The sequence below is a fragment of the Pseudomonas sp. XS1P51 genome (genome assembly GCF_054897845.1).
The window spans coordinates 761,553-779,938 of record NZ_CM142707.1 but is presented as its reverse complement, the minus strand read 5'-3'; the positions used below and the strand labels follow the sequence as shown (position 1 = coordinate 779,938).

Below are 18,386 nucleotides of genomic sequence, written 5' to 3'. Positions count from 1 at the left end.
TTAGAGAAAGAAATCCACGCGAAAATAGATCGGCGCTTCGCGCTCGGTCAGGACCGCCGGACGTTCCAGGGAATGGGCGAAAGTGACGCTGGCGGCCAGATGCTCACCACGGGCGAACACTTCCAGCGAGTTGCTCGACATCCGCCCATGCTGGTCGCCGTTGTAGCGATCGCCACGGATAACACCTTGGTCGTAACCCACGCTGGTGCCGTATTCGGCGAAGGCCGGACGCAACCAGGCCAGCGTCACAGGACGACTCCAGCGCAGGTCGTTGCGCCAGTAGCCGCCGCTGTCGCCGGACAAGGTTTGATCCTTGTAGCCACGAATAGAGGATTGGCCGCCCAGGCTGGTGCGCTGCGGGCTGAACAGCACGTCTTCGCTGCGTTGGCCAGTCATCAGGCTGGTGAAACTGAAGGATTCGCCCCACAGCTTGAACGGCTGCAGGTAGGTCGCGGTGGCGGTGTACTTGCGATAACGCGCGTCCGGTGCACCCGGGAACTCATCGCCCTTGCCCTGGGCATCGAAGGCGCCGATGCCTTGCTGCATGCCGAGGTCGAGGTTGACGAACGCACTGCCGACGCGCCGACCGTGGTTGATGCCGAACTGCGCTTCGCTAATGCGGTTGCTGCTCAGTTTGAGTTGGCTGTCTTCGATGAAGTTGTTGGTGCGCAGGTACGACAGGTCGCTGCTGAGCGAGGTCTTGCTCACGGCATCACGATGGATGACCCGCTCCACACGCAACTGATGGTTTTCACTGTCGCCGGTCTGCTTGAAGTTGTAACCGTTGGCGGCTATCTGCGAGCGGTACTCGCTCTGGCTGTAGGTGTAACTGAAGTTCCACCAGCCCCACGGCAGGTTGTAATAGAGCATCGCGTTGTTGGAGGTGTGCTGGTGATCGGTCATCGCATCGTGGCCGCCGCGCAGCATCAACTGATCGGCCAAACCCAGCGGATTGTCCCAATCCAGCGTGGTGTTCCACTGCTGCTCGCCAGTGCTGCGCTGACCACCATTGTTACGCGACAACCCAACACGCCACGGCTTCTGCGGGCTGTTTTTAACCAGAATCTCGCTGCCCCCCACCTGCTCGCCGGGCGCCAGTTCCATCTGTGCCTGATTGGAGGGCAAGCGATTAAGCTGATCGACCATCTGCTCGATTTCACGCAGGTTGACTAACTCTCCCGACCTGCCAGGGAAAGCCATGGCCAGTTCACGGCTGGACAATTGGCTGCCGTCCGCGCCCTTCAGTCCCTCGAGTTTGCCCTCGACCACCAGCACCTGCAGACGCCCGCCGGACAAATCCTGCTGCGGCAGATAGGCGCGGCTGGTGACCAAGCCTTTTTCGATGTAGTGGTTGGTGATGGCTTTCAGCAGCTCATTGAGCTGGGTAATGCCCAGGCATTGGCCGATGTAGGGCTTGAGCAGGAGGTTTTTATCGCTGTCCGAGAGGCTGTCGGCGCCTTTAAGTTCGATGTCCTTGATCGGGAAACAGCGAGTGTCCGCAGGCGTCGACGGAGCTGTGGGCGTGACTTGCTTACCGGGTAATTCCTTCAGCTCCTCGAGGCGCCGACGCTGCTCTTCGAGCAAGCGGTCCTGGCGTTCGCGGATAAGGTCGGCCTCACCGGGTGTTGGCGCGGCATAGGTGAGGTTCAGCGGAGAAAGGCACAGCAAAACCAGGCACAACCTCGCCACGAGGGCGGGTGAAGACATGTTCGATCCCTCGAAACAGAGAGTGATAGCAAAATAGCAGCTTGATGTTAAATGGCCATTATTCTGGCGTCAACATTCCTTGGTTATCGCCGACTACGAGGCATTCAGATTGCATATGATGATCCCAGCTGTTTAAGAGCATGCTGAGGATGTTTGAGGCTTTGCATTCACCTGAACAATACGAAAGAGGGGTGCCTTATCGCCCACGCAGACCGTTTGGTCTGTATATGCCGATTCAGGACCTCATAAGGAACCCTATGTAAAAAAGTAACAGCATTACGATCACCATTGAGCGAGGAAAAAGGAATGGCTGACAAAATGCGGGTCCTGTTTGTCTGCGCCAAAAACGATGTCCGCTCCTTGCTGGCCGAAGCCGCTGCTTCGTCACACTGACTCATCAAACTTCGAAGCTTTCAGTGCTGGCCTTGAACCCGGCGAGGTTGATCCTCGAACCCTGGAGTCTCTCGAACACATCGGCATAGAGACCAACGGCCTGCGTAGCAAATCGATCAATGAATTTGAAGGGCAGGAGTTTCATTACGTGATCACACTGTGTGATAAGTCTTCCGAAGAAGCTTCACAGATGCCGTCCTCCGGTGAGGTGATCGTATGGAGTTTTGAAGACCCGACAACCAGAGAGAAACATGAGCCTTTCCGCCATGCCCTCCAAGAGATTCACGACCGCATCAAAATGTTCGTCACAGTGAAGACAAGGCAGTGAACTTGGATTCCGTGATAACGACTAGAAGCGGTTGTTAGACGTGCATCCAATTGACCGCTTCTGGCCGATTCTGTTGAAAAAGTCGGTCTGCCAAAACTGCCTGTTCATTGACTAGTGAAAACGCCTTTTTTGCACGCTGCTATGTGAAATCCGAGTCCGGAAGCCTCTGCCAAAAGTAAAGATTTCAATCTCAGACGCGTACTTTTCTGCTGAGGAAACCATGACCGACTTTTTCAACACAATCGGCCGTTTTCTGCCTGTCGCGACCGACTGAAACCGACCCATTGCGGACATTCCTTTTTGATGGAAATATCCATAGCGCGCTCAATGTGATGGCCCTTGCTAGGAAAGCGCTGTGGAGCTTCACGAATAGTTGGATGAGGTCAGAAATGTCTGAACCTTTTTGAGTTTTTCCGTGCTTTGGCAGCAAACCAGGCTCAGCAACGACTGGGAACGATCCAAAGTTTTTGCCTAATATGGATCATGATCAATGACTATGGACAGAGAAGCGATCAAGCACGCCAGGACTCTGAAGCTCTCGCTACAAGCGGCGATTGACTTGGGCGAAATCACCAGCAGAGAACACCTGCTTAACCTGGCTGCCGGGTACGGATTGACAGTTACGAGAAATGGGAAGGACTACGCTGGCTTTCGTTGTGAAAGCGGAAAACGGCTACGCGTACACTTCAATTTTGGAGGCCACCCAGTTCGGAGATCCAAAGAGCGTAAATCTAGAAAATCCACGCTTGGAGGCACTTGGATTTATGCCCTCACCGCTCAGAGCCAAGATGGCACACGCAAGGCCTGTTACGTCGGACAAACCGTCAATCTGAGAAAGCGCTTCAAAGACCATTTCATGCGGCCTCGTCCTGGCTACTCCTCATTTGCTTTGGTTGAATGGGCCGCATTAGAAAAAGTCGATATTCGAGTAACGGTGTTGAGCTGGATTGTGGGTAATCAGTCGATTAGAACTCGATTTGAAGGCTACTGGATTAGCCTGGCCTCCCAAGCTGGCTTCGAAACACCAGATGTCCATCGCTGGGGAAACCTCCCTGCATCGGACAACCCGATCGGCCAACCAAAAATCTGGCCCGCCGCAGACATCGTTGCAGCGTCAATTCCACTCGCCATAGCAGCAAAGGAAAAGCTCGATTTCTACCCGCTTTTCTCTAATGAGGAAGTGTCTGAATTAGATTCTGGGGGGCAACTGGATCTACATCTGGGGTTGGTCGAAACACCAGACCACACCATAATTTTTTAAGATTTTTGAAGTTGAAGCGCACCCATTTTCCTGGCCAGATGTCGTGACCGCTTTTGGCCCAGAGTGTGTAAAAACCCTTAGCCGCTTCCACTCCGGAATGTTTTGTCCTACTCAGCCTAGGTCAGACATCAGTTGCTCAGATTCAGTATAAGATTCCGGAGATCAGCAGGCACGGCGACAACGTGGGCTAGAGGCTAGAAATCTGGGGGTTGGATGATTGCAGGCAACGTTTCATATCTTTGTCCGGTTTGTGGATACGACGGGCTTGAAGAGCCTCCATACGACGACGTTGGTTGCTCTTCGTTTGGCATGTGCCCGTCCTGCGGTACGCAGTTTGGCTATGATGACGCGACATCTGCTCATGCTGATTTGCGCAGATTATGGATCTCTAAAGGAATGCTTTGGTGGAGCAAAGCTCAAGCGTCGCCGAGTGGTTGGGACCCGGTAAGGCAACTACAGGCGGTCGAAAAACGCATCAATGTCTGAACATAACGCCGCCGTTAGTCCTGCTATGATTTCTGAGGATTTCATCGCAGGGATCGCCCATGAAGCGCTTCATCCAAGGTGAACATCGAGGGCAAAGCACCTTACTTCCCGAAAGCCTCGACGACTACGTCAACGATTCCAATCCGGTGCGCATAGTCGACGTCTTCGTCGATGAACTCGACCTGGTCAATCTGGGTTTTGACGGTGCTATTCCTGCTGACACAGGCCGGCCTGCTTACCACCCTTCGATCCTGCTGAAGATTTACATCTACGGCTATCTCAACCGCATTCAGTCGAGCCGACGGCTGGAGCGAGAAGCTCAACGCAACGTTGAGCTGATGTGGTTGACCGGGCGTTTGATGCCGGACTTCAAGACCATCGCCAACTTCCGAAAAGACAACAGCAAGGCCATCCGAGGCGTCTGTCGCCAGTTCGTTGTGCTGTGTCAGCGGTTGGGATTGTTCGGAGAAAATCTGGTGGCCATCGACGGCAGCAAATTCAAGGCAGTCAACAACCGTGACCGCAATTTCACCAGCGCCAAACTGAAGCGGCGAATGGAAGAAATTGAATCGAGCATCAACCGTTACCTGACGGCACTCGATGCTGCCGATCGGCAAGAACCCACAGCTTCCGAGCCCAGTGTCGTGCGGCTGGAAGAGAAAATCGCCAAGCTGAAGGCGCAAATGAAGGAGCTTCAAGCGATTGAAATCCAGCTCAACGAGTCGCCGGATAAACAGGTCTCACTGACCGATCCAGACGCTCGCTCCATGATGACGCGCGGCACCGGAATCGTCGGCTACAACGTGCAGACAGCGGTCGATACGCAGCACCATCTGATCGTTGCGCACGAGGTGACCAATGCCGGTTCCGACCGCGATCAACTCAGCTCGATGGCCAAGCAGGCCCGCGAGGCGATGGCGTCAGAAACGCTGTCGGTAGTGGCTGATCGAGGTTACTTCAAAAGCGAACAAATCCTGGCTTGTCACGATGCAAATATCACCGCCTATGTGCCCAAGCCGATGACCTCAGCAGCCAAAGCCGATGGGCGCTTCAACAATGATGTCTTCATCTACGACGCTTCAAAAAATGAATACATTTGTCCGGCTGGAGAGGTATTGATTTGGCGTTTTTCCAGCGTTGAAAAAGGCCTGAAGTTACACCGTTACTGGAGTTCGAATTGCCAAGGCTGCGCCATGAAGCCGCAGTGCACACCGAGCACGCAACGACGAATTCGCCGCTGGGAACATGAAGCCGTATTGGAGGCAATGCAGCTTCGGCTGAGCAAAGCCCCGGAGATGATGCGAGTCCGAAAACGGACGGTTGAGCATCCCTTCGGGACGCTCAAACAGTGGATGGGTGCAACGCACTTCCTGACGCGGAAGCTGGCCGGGGTGAGTGCGGAGATGAGCTTAAATGTGCTCGCCTACAACCTGAAACGGGTCATGAAAATCATCGGTGCCAACGGTTTGATGAAGGCGCTGCTGGCCTAAAAAAAGGCTGATTTTGGCCCATCCCAGAGACTGTAAAAACGACGTTGACGTGTTCCAGGTCACGACTGATACGACACGCAGCATTTGCCTTGTGATCGTTCCGCCAATAACGTCGATGATCCAAGACGATGAGGCCATGAGCGTTTTTACACACTCTGGGCCGGTTGCTGTCTATCACGAAGGGCAGCAACCGGCCCAAAAGCGGGCATTCGAGAATCGTGCGCTCGCAGTCATGTTATGGTTAGAAACTGAAAGGTAACGTACGAAAATCAAACATGGATCTGGTTCAGCTCGCGCCGGCGACATATCACACAACGGACGACTACTGGCAGCTTCTTCGCGCAGGAGATGGCTCAATCTATGTCCTCGTCAACTGCGAGGCGTCTTTTGTGAGTTACGAATGTCTGATTAAGCTCAACGACGAGGAATTGCGCGACTACCGAGGCTTGGGCTGGCTATCCATTCAGCACCTGGCTAACCGAATCAATTACTTTGTCGATGATTACAATGGCCGCCGGATCACGGGCCCTTTGCTCGAAGCAGCCATTCAGGCTTCGAAGCCCTAAACATCCCAAGACATCTGGGTAATGTTCGTCAGTCCGCAGCCGAATGACGGCTAAGGGTCGATTCTGTTGAAAAAGTCGGTCTGCCAAAACTGCCTGTTCATTGACTAGTGAAAACGCCTTTTTTGCACGCTGCTATGTGAAATCCGAGTCCGGAAGCCTCTGCCAAAAGTAAAGATTTCAATCTCAGACGCGTACTTTTCTGCTGAGGAAACCATGACCGACTTTTTCAACACAATCGGTCGTTTTCTGCCCTTCTCAACAGGCAGCAATCTACCGATATCCGAAAGTAAAGAAATGTTGTCTTTGCGGGTATTTTCAGCACTTAAAGGAAACTTTTCTTTTCCTTGCTGCTGGCATTTTTGGACAGCAATGAAGCGCGGGACAACAATCGCACCTGCGACCATGAACATTCACCCTTCAGCTTTGACCAACGCGTCTCGTTCTCACCGGCAGAAACATCCCGGAGGCCTAGGATCTAGGATATCGAGAGACGGCTTTATCCACCCTTCACCTGCCTCCTGCACTCTTGTTTTTTTCGTTGCCAAATCCTGCCTTCAAGCAAATTATGAATTTTTGCATAATTGCGCATAAAACAAATTTTATAGATTTTTATGACAATTATTTGGCGTTAATTGAAAGAATAATCTACAACTTTTAACCGCTAAACTATTCTGGCATTCGCCTTTTTGCTACCTAATGCTCTGGCTACGGCAGTTTTAATCTTGCCGACTACGACCAGCCGATAGGGGTCGTTATCAACTCTTCGCGAGGCTAGCCATGGCCAGGAATAGTCATTCAGATGTGCCTATGGGGCCGGGATCGATTCACTATGCTTGGTGCTTTGAATCAGTGAGCGCGCATTGACTTGCAAATGAATGTGCGAATAACCTCCGCATCGGCCGACTAGCCTCAAATGCAACGGTTTGCAAATCTCCTTGGCTCGCTCTTCCCTGATGGAGGCTACCGAAAAGCAACACATGCAACCTTTCAATTGCAACACCGCAAACGCAAGAGCCACATTCTATAGGGCTCTTGAAAAGCAACACAACACCGGTGCCTATTTGAGTTTGATCTCATAGCTCCACTCGCCGCCAGGGGCTTTTTCCACCAGCGTTGCCAGTTCCGGTTTGAGCAGTTCCGGCAGTTTGGCTTTGCGCGCACCGGTGAGTGGCGTCAATTGTTCCTCAGCAGCGACCTTGCGCGCCGGTTTCTTGATGGCTTTGGGTTTGCTCGTCGCTTTCGACTTGGGGACGATGGTCCGATCACTGAGCACACTGTCGGGCTCGGCGGTGACCACGTCGTAGTCACTCTCGGGTTTGGCGGCGCTGTCCTGATGTTTGATCAGAAACCACTGCTCCTGCTTGCCCGGCATGTGCGTGCGCACCAGGTTCCACAGGCCGCCGAGTTTCTCGCCTTGCAGCTCGAATTTCAGTTTGCCCTTGGCGTAGGCCTTGGCCGGATCGTCCTGGGGAACCCACACCCCGCGATCCCAGACAATCACGTCACCGGCGCCGTAATGCCCTTCGGGAATGCTGCCCTCGAACGTCGCGTAATCAAGCGGATGGTCTTCGACATGCACCGCCAGGCGCTTGACCTTGGGGTCCAGCGACGGGCCTTTGGGCACCGCCCAACTTTTCAACGCGCCATCGAGTTCCAGGCGAAAGTCGTAATGCAGGCGCGAGGCGTCGTGCTTCTGGATGCAGAACTGCAAGGCATGGTCTTTGGTGTTTTTTTTGCCTGAGCGTTTGCCGGCTGCCGGTTCAGAGGTCGCCGAGAAATCGCGCATGCGATTGTAATCGTCGAGGTTCTTGTTCATGACGCAGCAGCTGCCGACTCAAGGATTCCGCCGATACCGGGGCCGATGCGCGTGACGATCAAGGCAACGACCGCAATCCGTTCCACCCGTTGATAGCCTTGGGTCAACAGCTCTTCGCCGAACACGTCGGGATCGAGTTCGCGGTAGGTCCAGGCGAACATCGGTGCCTCCAGGCGCGGGATCAGTGCGTCCAGAAACGGATCGCGCCCCTCGATCATTGCCACACCGGTGTACAACACCAGCGAGCCGCCGGGGGCCAGGCGATACAGGGCCTGCTCGACAATACGCAGCGACAATTGCGCGCCGAATGCGCCACCGCCATGCCGGTAGGCACGCTCGGCGGGATCGGCCATGTAGGGTGGATTGGCGACGATCAGGTCGAAATTGCCGTCGACGTCCTGCAGCACATCACTGGCCTCGATGCTGAGGTTGGTCACTTCGGCCAGCGCGGCGTTGACCGCCGTCATGCGCAACGCCGCCGGGTTGATGTCGACCGCCAGCACTTCGGCGTCACGACGGGCGCGGGCAATCACAATCGCCCCGACGCCCGCCCCGCAGCCGATGTCCACGGCGCGCCTGATCGGCGCGAAGCTCTGTTGCAGGTGGGTATGAATCAGTTGGGCGAAACGGTAGGTGTCCGGGCCGAAGAACACCGCGTCAGCCGCGTCGGTGGGGAATCCCGAATGCACGAACAACAGATCGTCCAGGCTGGACCAGCGCACGTGGCTTTTCAGCCGTCCGTTGCTTTCCTCGAGGACGCCCGCCTGATGCAACTGGCGCTGTTCATCCACGGACAACAGGCCGGGTTCGAACGACCGCGACCAGCCAAAAACGTCGCGCAAGGTCCGGGCGCTTTGCCCGAAGGCGCGGTCATTGACCCGCTGATGGGTGAGTGGCGTCGGCGTGATGAAACGGTAGCCATCGGCCTGCAAGCGCCGCCCCAGTTGCAGCAAGGCCAGATCGGCGGCGCAAAGGTGTTCTTCCTGGTTCATGGAGGGCTCCCTATCGAAAACCGGTTTTGAGTTCGATGAACCGACGCGTGGCCATCAGGCCAGCGGGGTGAGCGTGTCGATGGGCAGACAACCACGGGATCAACGCCTGCATCTGCTCTTCGGCGGTATGCCCTTTCAGTGTAGCTTCCAGGCTTTGCACATCCGGATCATGGCCAGGCACCGGCGGCTCCGCTGCGACACGGGTGCCACGACGAACAGCCGTCGGCGACCGCTCAGGGCTCCAGTCGCCGACGATCCAGTCATGCAGCAATTGTTTTTCGTAAGGGCTGAATACCCCGAACATCGCGGCGCCGTCACCGTCGACCAATTGCCAGAAACGGCTGGCTTGCGGGTCCTGGTGACGCTTGATCCAGCCCTTGTTTTCCAGGGCTGCGAGGAAACCGGGCAGTTGCTCCGCCGACGACAACCATTGATTGACCGTCTTGCCTTCGAAGCGACAGTAGTCGGAATGCATGTGCTGGCCAAACGGGCGTTTGCGTTCAAGCATGTTCAGCACTTCGCCGTGCAGGTCGAACGATTCGATGATCGCGCGACTGCCCTGCCCCAGATCGTTGAGCCGATAACCCAGCGCGACCCTGCGCAGAAACGCCTCACGGTCGCCTTCTATCGGCAACAGCTGCAACACCGACTGCACAGCCTTGTGCGCGTGACCGGTGCTGGCATTGTCGATGGTGACGTGCAGGGTGAAGTAATACGGATCGATGCCCAATTCGCCGAGTTCATAGGCACTGATCAGCAGGTGCAGCGGCAGTTGTTCGTAGCCGAGGTTGTAGCCGATCACCTCCGGCAAAAATGCTTCGCTGCATTCGCCCAGCGCCAGTTGTATCGTGCCTTGCAGGTAATGCTGATCGGCAATCACGCCGCTGTCCTGCAAGCCGTGTTCGGCGAGCAGCTTGCGGTAGATCACCACATGGTTCTGCGCCGGATTGCCGTCGCCCAGCTCTTCCAGATAGGTGCAGATCAGCCCTTCGAAACGAGGGTCGCGCCAGTGTTTCAGCAGGCCATACAGCCACGCGCCGTCGACCATTTTGGTCGGCGCAACGGCTTGCAGGAAAAACAGCGCGTGCGCCTTGTTGCTGAAGAACTGCCGCGGGCCGCCTGCCTTGCGTTGTTGCAGGTAGTCGGCGTACTGGCGAGCCACGTCGACGCTGTGTTGTTCGACAAAGGATTGCAGCGACGACAGATCGTGCGGCAGGGCTTCAGGCAGGTCCGCCGCGTGCTGGAGCTGGGTTTTCAGGAAGGTTTGGGCGAGTGCATGCCTTTGCCCGGCATCGTCGCCCAGGAGCAATTGCTCGTAGGTCTGCTTCATGCCGCCGATGCCAGACATCGGATGTTCATGGACGGGCTGCGATTCAAGTCGGGTCTGGGCAGTCATGAAAATATCTCTCGGTCTGAGGCCAGTGGCAGGACGCTGGATCAGCACGTCTCTACATCAGCAGAGCAATACCTGCGGAGAAAAATTCAATCGGCGTTGAAATTGCCCTGACGGACGGGCGTGTGCCGCGGCACCGGGGCCAGGTTCGAGTGAATATACTCAACGGGGGTGGACTCATCCTTCGGAGAGCAGTCATGCGAACGGTTCACGTCATCGAGTCGGATAAAGTCCCCGGACCGGTCAATGTCGTGGGTGAGAGGATCACGATTCTCGCCGGCGGAGACATGACCAAACCCTTTGAAATGCACATTCAGGAAGGCGTGCAAGGGGGCGGGCCGCCACCGCACTTTCACCCTTGGGATGAAGCGTTCTATGTCGTTGACGGGCAAGTGCAAGTGACGGTCGAGGGCACGTCCACCACTGTCTCGCCCGGTGGCTACGTGCATATCCCTGCGGGCTCCATCCATGCCTACAAGAACATCAGCGCCACGGCGAAAATCATCGGCGTGGTTTCCGATCCCCGTGGCGGCCAGTTTTTTGCGGCCATGGATCAGCTCAAAGTCCCCGAGGACTTGCCGAGGATATTTGAGGTTGCCGAGCGCTATGGCGTTACGTTTCTGGTGCCGAAAGCTTCCGGCACCCCGTAACAGGATTTCAGCAGGTTGACCGCGTTATCGTTCTTCGCGAGCAGGCTCGCTCCCACATTGGATCGTCGTACAGAATTTAAACTGTGGGAGCGAGCCTGCTCGCGAAGGCGTCCTGACAGCCAACCTTATTTTTTACTGATGCACCTCAAGCACCGCCGCCCTTGGCCTGTTGCTCCAGATGCACTTGCAAATCCGGATCGATATTCAGCGCCGCCGCCAGTTCATCCAGATAGCTACGCTCGGCGTCCTGCTGGTCGTCCACCAGCATCACGCTGGCCAGGTACATTTCCGCAGCCATGCCTGGGTCCGTGGCCGACTGCGCCACATCCGCCGCATCCAGCGGCCTGGCGACTTCATCGTCCAGCCATTGCTGCAATTGCGGATCATCGGTGTGGCGGCCGATTTCGGTGCTGATCATCTGTTTCTCGGCATCATCGATCCGGCCATCGGCCTTGGCCGCCGCGATCAATGCGCGGAGGATCGCGTGGCTGTGGTCCTCGACTTCCGGGCCGGACAACAAGTCGACCGTACGTGGCGCCTGTTGCGGTGCCGAAGCCTGGCTGCGTTGCCAGGCCTGATACGCCTGGAACGCCATCATTCCCAGCGAAGCCAGCGCCGCGTAGTGGGTGCCGCCACCCGACCGGGTCCGGGTCGCACCGGCCATGGGTGAGCCGCCGCCCAACAGACCACCGAGCAAACCGCCCAACCCGCCACCGCCGCTGCTTGAACCGGCGCCACCGCCCAACAGGCCGCCGAGCAATCCGCCGAGGTCGCCGAGCCCGCCCTGGGCCGAAGCGCCACGGCCACCCTGTTGCGACATCGAGCCCTGGCCGGCCCGCAGGAGTTGTTCGAGCAAATCGCTGGTGTTCATGACGACGTCCTCATTGATAGGCGTAACTCAGTCAGGCAACGATAGTCCTCGCCAGTAAATGTGCCATGACCGTTTGGCTGACATGAAACCGATACCGGACAGAGTCCGATGACCCTTTGTCGCCCGGGTTGGTAATCGCGCCGCAGACAACCATAGTTAATATCCCGCGCCCCTCTGAATAGCCTCGACTCTCGGCGGTGTTCGCGTGGGCACTTCGCCAGGAGGTAAGCCTCATGTCCGACACCACTGCGTCTACCGAGCAGTTGTTCAAACCCATCAAGCTGGGACGTTACGTACTGCCGCACCGCATCGTCATGGCGCCGTTGACCCGCTCCCGCGCCGGCCAGCCGGGCAATGTGCCCACGGCACTCAACGCCACTTATTACGCGCAGCGCGCCTCGGCGGCGCTGATCATCACCGAAGCGACGCAGGTGTCGATGCAGGGCCAGGGTTATGCCTGGACGCCGGGCATCCATAGTCACGAACAAATCGAAAGCTGGCGCCGGGTCACCGATACCGTGCATGCGGCTGGCGGCCTGATCTTTTTGCAGCTGTGGCATGTGGGGCGCATTTCCCATCCGGCGCTGCAACCGGACGGCATGTTGCCGGTGGCGCCTTCGGCCATCAAACCCGCGGGTTCGGCGTTTATCGAAAATGAGGCCGGTGAAGGCGAACTGGTGCCGTTCATCACCCCCCGCGCGTTGCAGATCGAAGAAATGCCTTACCTGATCAAGCAATTCGAACGCGGGGCCAAAAATGCCCTGAGCGCCGGTTTCGACGGCGTCGAGGTGCATTGCGCCAACGGCTATTTGTTTGATCAATTCATCAATTCCGGCAGCAACCAACGCACCGACGAATATGGCGGACCGATCGAAAACCGTGCACGGCTGCCCTTGGAAGTGATCCAGGCCGTCTGCGAAATCTGCGGACCGGACCGGGTCGGCGTACGCCTGTCGCCGTCGAGTACATTCAATGACATCAGCGACGACAATCGCGAGGAAACGTTCGGCTATCTGGCCGAGAAGCTCAACGACTACAAACTCGCCTACTTGCACCTGGTCAATCCGGCGATCGGCGCGCTTGAGCAAAACATACCGCTCTCCCCTGAAGCACAGCGAATGCTGACGCTGATGCGCGAGAAATATCGCGGCACCTTGATGCTCGCCGGTGGCTTCAATCACGACACGGCAGAGGCCTGGCTTGCGCAGGGCAAGGCCGATCTGATTGCCTTCGGCCGCAAATTCCTGGCCAACCCCGACCTTCCTGAACGCTTGCGCCAGGGTGCGCCGCTCAATCCCGAGGATCAGACAACGTTCTATGGCGGCGGTGCCAAGGGCTACACCGACTACCCCAGCCTGGCCGGAGAGCATTGCGATGAAGCCAAACCCTGTGTCGACGAAAGTTGGCGCTAGGCCGAAACGCAGGCTCGCTCAGGCTTCATTTAATACTCCGGATTTATCCGGGGTATTTTTTTGCGGCCCAGCTAAGATTCATGAGTGGTGAACCTTATTCCCGGATTCCCGGTCGATACCTGCAACCCGACCTGGTTTGCCGCCGCCCCCGATGATGAGGGTGATGACTGGCTTGCTTCACTTTCTGGAGAACGCCCCCGTGATTTCGACCGTACACATTGCCAGGCTCAAAGCATGGGGCGCCCATGGTTTTACCGCCACCGGCGTGGTCACTGCCTTCCTCGCCACCCTCGCCCTGCTCGAGAACCAGCCCACCAACTGCCTGCTGTGGCTGGGCGTTGCCCTGATCGTCGACGGACTGGACGGCGCGCTGGCGCGCAAGGTCAATGTCCAGTCAGTACTGCCGAGTTTCGACGGCTCGATCCTCGATCTGGTGATCGACTACCTGACGTACGTGTTTATTCCGGCGCTGTTCATCTATCGCTACATCCCGTTGCCGGACTACACGCTGCTGCTGACCGTGTCGCTGATTCTGGTCTCGTCGCTGTTTTGCTTCTGCAACGTCAACATGAAGAGCAAGGACAACTACTTCCAGGGCTTCCCCGCCGCGTGGAACGTGGTAGCACTGTGCCTGTACATCATTGCCCCGACGCCATGGATCACCTTTCTCACCGTCATCGGCCTGGCGCTGTTGACCGTGACGCGGATGAAGTTTTTGCACCCGTTCCGCGTACGCAAGTTCATGCCGATCAACATCGCCGTGACGGCCATCTGGCTGCTGTGCAGCTTGTCGCTGGTGGTCAACCACCCGGTGATCAACCCGATGGTGATGGGGCTCTGGTTACTGATGTCGGCTTACTTCCTGGGGATTTGCATCTGGCGTACGGCGATGGAGTGGTTCGACGGCTCGCGGCACAAGTAACCCGCCATGCCCATTCATATCGTACGACTCGGCTCGCCCCGCCTGCCCGATGAAGGCCTGCGAATAGGTACGGTACGCCGTCCGCCCCGGGGTGTGCCGAAGGCTGAGTTTGCCAGTCGTGATTTTTATGATATCTGGCAGCCGCTGCTGTCGCCCAGTGCGGGGCTGGTTGCGCAAGCCCAAACCGCAGAGGATGAGAAAGCCTGGGAGGCCTTCAGACGCAAGTTCAAGGCTGAAATGAAGCATCCCGCGCCCAGCCATCTGCTGGACCTGTTGGCTGCGCTGTCCCATCAAACGTCGTTGGCCGTTGGGTGTTATTGCGAGGTTGAGGCGCATTGTCATCGTTCGGTGTTGCGCGAACTGCTGGAATCACGCGGCGCCCAGGTTGTATAGGCGGCGCGAACAATAAAAAGCCTCTGTGGGAGCGAGCAGGCTCGCTCCCACATTACTTGAGCGAGTCCGACGCTGTTTTCAAGGCGTTATCGCCACCTTCATCACCCCATCCCGCTGATGCGCAAACAACTCATACGCCGCTTCAATATCGTCCAGCTTGAACCGGTGGGTCACCAGCGGCGACAGGTCCACCCCGCCACTTTCCACCACCGCCATCAGCCGTCGCATGCGTTCCTTGCCGCCCGGGCACAGGGTGCTGAGGATGCTGAAATCCCCCAGCCCGGCGGCAAAGGCTTCGAGGGGAATGCGCAGATCACTGGAGTAAACCCCCAGGCTGGAGAGACGGCCGCCCGGACGCAGCACCCGCAGTGCGGATTCGAAGGTGCCTTGGGTGCCCAGCGCCTCGATAGACACATCGACGCCGCGGCCATCGGTCAGGGCCATGATCTGTGCCACTACATCGCCATCTTTGAAGTTGATCACATGGGTCGCCCCCAATTGCCGGGCGACGCTCATCCGTTCAGGCACGGCATCGACGCCAATGATGGTGGTGGCTCCCTTGAGGCGTGCGCCGGCCACCGCACAGAGGCCAATCGGCCCGAGTGCGAAGACCGCGACGGTATCACCGATGGTCACCTCGCCCCGCTCCGCCCCGGAAAAACCGGTGGACATGATGTCCGGGCACATCAGCACCTGTTCGTCGCTGAGGCCATCGGGAATCGGACACAGGTTGGCCAATGCGTCCGGCACCAGCACGTACTCGGCCTGGCAGCCATCAATGGTGTTGCCGAACTTCCAGCCACCGGCAGCCTTGAAGCCATGGCGGGTATCGGGGCCATCCTGTGAGCCGCAGCCGCACAGGCAGGCGTAACTTTGTCCGCTGGGGGTAATGGCGCCGGCAATGACCCGTTGCCCTTCGACAAAGCCGCGCACCTGCGAGCCAAGCCGCTCAATGATGCCCACCGGTTCGTGACCGATGGTCAGCCCTTTGGCCACAGGGTATTCGCCACGCAGGATATGCACGTCGGTGCCGCAGATCGTGGTGGTGGTGATGCGGATCAGCGCGTCCAGCGGGCCGACCTCGGGGATCGGCTTGTCGTCAAGCACAATGCGGTTTTTCTCAACGAATATCGCGGCTTTCATGGTTGCCATGGCGGTTCTCCTGAGTGTGCACGTGCGCTTGAGTTCAGCACGAATGTCAGCCTGCGCCGGCCTGACGGACGGAAGGTTGATCATGGTCAATACTTAGGGGATTGAATGCCTTCGAATGACCGCACGTCGGGCGGCAAGGGCAGTCTCTCTGGACGGTTATAGAGGGGCCGCAATCTGCCCGTTAACCCACGGGAGATTTGTCATGTCTGAGCAATCACGTTTCATGCTGGTCGCCTCGCCCCTGATGGAACACAGCCCGGCCTTCGACAGGGCCGCGGCGCTGGCGAAGGCCGAAGAGGCGGCGCTGCACATCGTAGCGTTCGATTATCTGGAAGGCCTGGCGACCGCCAGCCTGGTCAACGAAAAAGCCCTGGAACAGATGCGTCTGGGCTACGTCGATCGCCACCGCCAATGGCTGGAGGAACAGGCCCGTCCCTTGCGCAAGATCGGGGTGCAGGTCACCACCGAAGTGGCATGGGTCGAACGCCCGCTGGAGGAAATCCTGATTCACCTCAAAGAGCAGCCGATGGACGTGCTGATCAAGGCCCTGGAGCACCAATCGATGCTGTCGCGGCTGATGTTTACCCCGCTCGATGTGCATTTGCTGCGTGAATGCCCGGTGCCGTTGCACTTCGTCAGCCATGCCGTTCATGCCCTGCCGCGCAAGATCGTCGCGGCGGTCGACCCTTTCCATCGCGATGATCATTACAAAAGCTTCAACGACCGGATCCTGCACGAAGCCTCAAAACTGGCGAGCGCCTGTAACGCCGAGCTCGATGTGGTCTACGCCTACGACCTTTCATCCATCAGCGCCGACGAATTCGGCTTCGATAACGGGTCGGCGTTTTTCTCTTCAGGTAAAGCCCGGACCCTGTTCGACTTCCAGGAAGATGCCTTCAACGAACTGGCCGAGCGTAACGGCATCGCGCCAGAGCAGCGGCACATGATCATGGGCAATCCGGCCAAGGTCCTGACCCGCTATGCCGACGCCTATGACGTCGACGTGCTCGTCATGGGCCGGGTCGGCCATCGCGGCCTGGGCCGACTGATCGGCAGTACGGTGGAACACCTGCTGTACAAAATGCCGTGCAGCGTGTGGGTGGTGTATACCGAGCGGCTGGATGAGTGATTGCGCCGGTGAAAGTCCACCCCCACTGTGGGAGCGAGCCTGCTCGCGATGGCGGTCGTTCATTCAACATCCGTGTTGAATGTAATGGCCTCATCGCGAGCAGGCTCGCTCCCACAGGGGTTTTGTGTTGGTGGGTCAACGCCGTGTGATCACCACCTCAAGGTATTCACTCGGCACCACCAGCGACTTCTCCCCCGCCCGGTTCAAGCGGTTCAACAGTTCGGTCATGTCCTTTTCAAAGGCCTGGGCGCCTTCGGGGGGCAGCGCCGCGAACGCCTTGTGGACAGGGCCGTACCAGTTGCGGAACGTGTCGATGAAATGCGCGGCCGAGCGGTAGCGGAAGTTGAAGGTCTTGCGCGTCACCTGGACCAGAAAGTTGCGCTCATCGAAGTGCTCATGCAGCCAGGCCTCGGTGCCCCAGTTCGAAGGCGGTTGGGCCCCAGGCGGTGGCGGCAAGTGGCGGCCGAGGGTCTTGAACATCTGGCCGACGAAGCCTTCGGGCGTCCAGTTGGCCAGGCCGATCCGCCCGCCAGGACGGCAGACGCGCGCCAGTTCTGCAGCAGCTTTTGACTGATCAGGCGTAAACATCACCCCGAAGGTCGAAAGCACGACATCGAAGCTGGCATCCTCAAAGGGCAGTGCCTCGGCGTCCGCCACTTGAAAGGTCACTTCCAGGCGCTCTGCCCTGGCCCGGTCTTCGCCGCGTTCAAGCAGCGCGGCCACGTAGTCGGTGGAGGTGACGTGGCCGCCGCGGCGCGCAGCAGCAAGCGTCGCATTGCCGTTGCCGGCGGCGACGTCGAGCACGCGTTCATCGCAAAGCAGGTCGCAGGCTTCGGCGAGCTGCTCGCCAACGATCTGCAAGGTGGTGCCGATCACGGCATAGTCGCCGCTGGCCCAAGAGGCCATCTGACGGTTTTTCAGGGCAGTAAGATCAATGGGTGTACTCATGGAGACTGTCTCTTTCGGGTTGGAACACGGACCAGAAACGGGCAGACGATTACTCCGCCGTTGTGGGATCGATGATGTTCATGACCTGGGAAACGCTGTTGGCCGGGAAACCACCCTGCCTGGCGTGCTCCCTGATGAGTTCTTCGTTCGGCGCGATGTACACGCAGTAGATCTTGTCGCCGGTGACGTAACTCTGAAGCCATTGCACCTCTGGCAGATCGCGCAAAACCCTCGCGGATTTTTGCGAAATGGCTTTCAAATCCCTTTCTGACAGTGTTCCGGCGCCCGGAATCTCGCGTTCTATGACGAACTTCGGCATGGCAACCTCTCTTTCTTGTTATTGATGACAGGGTCGGCAGACCCTGTTCGTCAACTATCGCGCCGAGCAAGGCCGGCGTCCTGCCCGATCGTCGGCCAACCCTGTCCGATCGTCCGGAGATTTCACGTTACGCCGTGACGGGCTCACAATCACAAAGC

At 57.8% G+C, this 18,386-nt stretch carries 16 protein-coding genes and 2 pseudogenes; 9 read left to right on the top strand and 9 right to left on the bottom strand.

Annotation, left to right across the window (positions count from 1 at the left end; translation table 11 throughout):
* Positions 1 to 1,707: a ShlB/FhaC/HecB family hemolysin secretion/activation protein gene (locus ACYZUD_RS03685; RefSeq protein WP_462022659.1), complete on the bottom strand. Its 1,707-nt coding sequence runs from the start codon at positions 1,705 to 1,707 to the stop codon at positions 1 to 3.
* 306 nt (positions 1,708 to 2,013) lie between these two features.
* Here ACYZUD_RS03685 and ACYZUD_RS03680 point away from each other — a divergent pair.
* From ACYZUD_RS03680 to ACYZUD_RS03665, 4 genes and pseudogenes are all read left to right on the top strand, one after another.
* Positions 2,014 to 2,428 (top strand): annotated as a pseudogene (locus tag ACYZUD_RS03680) (arsenate reductase ArsC).
* A gap of 490 nt (positions 2,429 to 2,918) precedes the next feature.
* Positions 2,919 to 3,689 (top strand): GIY-YIG nuclease family protein, encoded by a 771-nt coding sequence (locus ACYZUD_RS03675; RefSeq protein ID WP_462022658.1) that lies wholly within the window; start codon positions 2,919 to 2,921, stop codon positions 3,687 to 3,689.
* 545 nt (positions 3,690 to 4,234) lie between these two features.
* A complete protein-coding gene (locus ACYZUD_RS03670; RefSeq protein WP_462022657.1) occupies positions 4,235 to 5,665 on the top strand; it encodes an IS1182 family transposase in 1,431 nt (476 codons plus the stop codon).
* A 275-nt stretch (positions 5,666 to 5,940) separates the two neighbouring features.
* A complete protein-coding gene (locus tag ACYZUD_RS03665; RefSeq protein ID WP_462022656.1) occupies positions 5,941 to 6,231 on the top strand; it encodes a hypothetical protein in 291 nt (96 codons plus the stop codon).
* A gap of 104 nt (positions 6,232 to 6,335) precedes the next feature.
* Here the strand turns inward: ACYZUD_RS03665 and ACYZUD_RS03660 are convergent, their stop codons facing one another.
* From ACYZUD_RS03660 to ACYZUD_RS03645, 4 genes and pseudogenes are all read right to left on the bottom strand, one after another.
* The gene (locus ACYZUD_RS03660; protein WP_462022655.1) at positions 6,336 to 6,641 is read right to left on the bottom strand and encodes a hypothetical protein; all 306 of its coding nucleotides are present in this window, start codon (positions 6,639 to 6,641) and stop codon (positions 6,336 to 6,338) included.
* Between the two features lie 656 nt (positions 6,642 to 7,297).
* A pseudogene (locus ACYZUD_RS03655) lies at positions 7,298 to 8,047 on the bottom strand (DNA polymerase ligase N-terminal domain-containing protein); the annotation flags it as partial.
* A complete protein-coding gene (locus ACYZUD_RS03650; RefSeq protein WP_462022654.1) occupies positions 8,044 to 9,039 on the bottom strand; it encodes a methyltransferase in 996 nt (331 codons plus the stop codon). The gene ACYZUD_RS03650 and the pseudogene ACYZUD_RS03655, both read right to left, overlap by 4 nt.
* 10 nt (positions 9,040 to 9,049) lie before the next feature.
* A complete protein-coding gene (locus ACYZUD_RS03645) occupies positions 9,050 to 10,435 on the bottom strand; it encodes an iron-containing redox enzyme family protein (protein ID WP_462022653.1) in 1,386 nt (461 codons plus the stop codon).
* Between the two features lie 194 nt (positions 10,436 to 10,629).
* Here ACYZUD_RS03645 and ACYZUD_RS03640 point away from each other — a divergent pair, with 194 nt between their 5' ends.
* Positions 10,630 to 11,082 (top strand): cupin domain-containing protein, encoded by a 453-nt coding sequence (locus ACYZUD_RS03640; RefSeq protein ID WP_462022652.1) that lies wholly within the window; start codon positions 10,630 to 10,632, stop codon positions 11,080 to 11,082.
* Positions 11,083 to 11,227: 145 nt separating this feature from the next.
* On the opposite strand, the gene ACYZUD_RS03635 is transcribed toward ACYZUD_RS03640, so the two are convergent.
* The gene (locus tag ACYZUD_RS03635; RefSeq protein ID WP_462022651.1) at positions 11,228 to 11,953 is read right to left on the bottom strand and encodes a tellurite resistance TerB family protein; all 726 of its coding nucleotides are present in this window, start codon (positions 11,951 to 11,953) and stop codon (positions 11,228 to 11,230) included.
* Between the two features lie 233 nt (positions 11,954 to 12,186).
* On the opposite strand from ACYZUD_RS03635, the gene ACYZUD_RS03630 reads away from it, so the two are divergent.
* From ACYZUD_RS03630 to ACYZUD_RS03620, 3 genes are all read left to right on the top strand, one after another.
* A complete protein-coding gene (locus ACYZUD_RS03630; protein WP_462022650.1) occupies positions 12,187 to 13,365 on the top strand; it encodes an alkene reductase in 1,179 nt (392 codons plus the stop codon).
* Positions 13,366 to 13,564: 199 nt separating this feature from the next.
* On the top strand, positions 13,565 to 14,287 hold the full coding sequence (pcsA, locus tag ACYZUD_RS03625; RefSeq protein WP_462025176.1) for a phosphatidylcholine synthase: 723 nt from the start codon (positions 13,565 to 13,567) through the stop codon (positions 14,285 to 14,287).
* A gap of 6 nt (positions 14,288 to 14,293) precedes the next feature.
* On the top strand, positions 14,294 to 14,680 hold the full coding sequence (locus ACYZUD_RS03620) for a DUF488 domain-containing protein (protein WP_462022649.1): 387 nt from the start codon (positions 14,294 to 14,296) through the stop codon (positions 14,678 to 14,680).
* Positions 14,681 to 14,758: 78 nt separating this feature from the next.
* Here the strand turns inward: ACYZUD_RS03620 and ACYZUD_RS03615 are convergent, their stop codons facing one another.
* Positions 14,759 to 15,832 (bottom strand): NAD(P)-dependent alcohol dehydrogenase, encoded by a 1,074-nt coding sequence (locus ACYZUD_RS03615; protein WP_462022648.1) that lies wholly within the window; start codon positions 15,830 to 15,832, stop codon positions 14,759 to 14,761.
* A gap of 202 nt (positions 15,833 to 16,034) precedes the next feature.
* Here ACYZUD_RS03615 and ACYZUD_RS03610 point away from each other — a divergent pair, with 202 nt between their 5' ends.
* Positions 16,035 to 16,961 (top strand): universal stress protein, encoded by a 927-nt coding sequence (locus ACYZUD_RS03610; protein ID WP_462022647.1) that lies wholly within the window; start codon positions 16,035 to 16,037, stop codon positions 16,959 to 16,961.
* A gap of 135 nt (positions 16,962 to 17,096) precedes the next feature.
* On the opposite strand, the gene ACYZUD_RS03605 is transcribed toward ACYZUD_RS03610, so the two are convergent.
* Together ACYZUD_RS03605 and ACYZUD_RS03600 are read right to left on the bottom strand one after the other, a co-directional pair.
* Positions 17,097 to 17,909 carry a class I SAM-dependent methyltransferase gene (locus tag ACYZUD_RS03605; protein ID WP_462022646.1) on the bottom strand — a complete coding sequence of 271 codons (813 nt, stop codon included), beginning with the start codon at positions 17,907 to 17,909 and terminating at the stop codon, positions 17,097 to 17,099.
* A gap of 49 nt (positions 17,910 to 17,958) precedes the next feature.
* Complete coding sequence (locus ACYZUD_RS03600) at positions 17,959 to 18,228, bottom strand: DUF4242 domain-containing protein (RefSeq protein WP_462022645.1); 270 nt, start codon at positions 18,226 to 18,228, stop codon at positions 17,959 to 17,961.
* Between the last annotated feature and the right edge of the window lie 158 nt (positions 18,229 to 18,386).

Coding starts and splice junctions, on each gene's coding strand:
- ACYZUD_RS03685 (WP_462022659.1), bottom strand. CDS start 1,707: ATGTCTTCACCCGCCCTCGTGGCGAGGTTGTGCCTGGTTTTGCTGTGC.
- ACYZUD_RS03675 (WP_462022658.1), top strand. CDS start 2,919: ATGACTATGGACAGAGAAGCGATCAAGCACGCCAGGACTCTGAAGCTC.
- ACYZUD_RS03670 (WP_462022657.1), top strand. CDS start 4,235: ATGAAGCGCTTCATCCAAGGTGAACATCGAGGGCAAAGCACCTTACTT.
- ACYZUD_RS03665 (WP_462022656.1), top strand. CDS start 5,941: ATGGATCTGGTTCAGCTCGCGCCGGCGACATATCACACAACGGACGAC.
- ACYZUD_RS03660 (WP_462022655.1), bottom strand. CDS start 6,641: ATGTTCATGGTCGCAGGTGCGATTGTTGTCCCGCGCTTCATTGCTGTC.
- ACYZUD_RS03650 (WP_462022654.1), bottom strand. CDS start 9,039: ATGAACCAGGAAGAACACCTTTGCGCCGCCGATCTGGCCTTGCTGCAA.
- ACYZUD_RS03645 (WP_462022653.1), bottom strand. CDS start 10,435: ATGACTGCCCAGACCCGACTTGAATCGCAGCCCGTCCATGAACATCCG.
- ACYZUD_RS03640 (WP_462022652.1), top strand. CDS start 10,630: ATGCGAACGGTTCACGTCATCGAGTCGGATAAAGTCCCCGGACCGGTC.
- ACYZUD_RS03635 (WP_462022651.1), bottom strand. CDS start 11,953: ATGAACACCAGCGATTTGCTCGAACAACTCCTGCGGGCCGGCCAGGGC.
- ACYZUD_RS03630 (WP_462022650.1), top strand. CDS start 12,187: ATGTCCGACACCACTGCGTCTACCGAGCAGTTGTTCAAACCCATCAAG.
- ACYZUD_RS03620 (WP_462022649.1), top strand. CDS start 14,294: ATGCCCATTCATATCGTACGACTCGGCTCGCCCCGCCTGCCCGATGAA.
- ACYZUD_RS03615 (WP_462022648.1), bottom strand. CDS start 15,832: ATGGCAACCATGAAAGCCGCGATATTCGTTGAGAAAAACCGCATTGTG.
- ACYZUD_RS03610 (WP_462022647.1), top strand. CDS start 16,035: ATGTCTGAGCAATCACGTTTCATGCTGGTCGCCTCGCCCCTGATGGAA.
- ACYZUD_RS03605 (WP_462022646.1), bottom strand. CDS start 17,909: ATGAGTACACCCATTGATCTTACTGCCCTGAAAAACCGTCAGATGGCC.
- ACYZUD_RS03600 (WP_462022645.1), bottom strand. CDS start 18,228: ATGCCGAAGTTCGTCATAGAACGCGAGATTCCGGGCGCCGGAACACTG.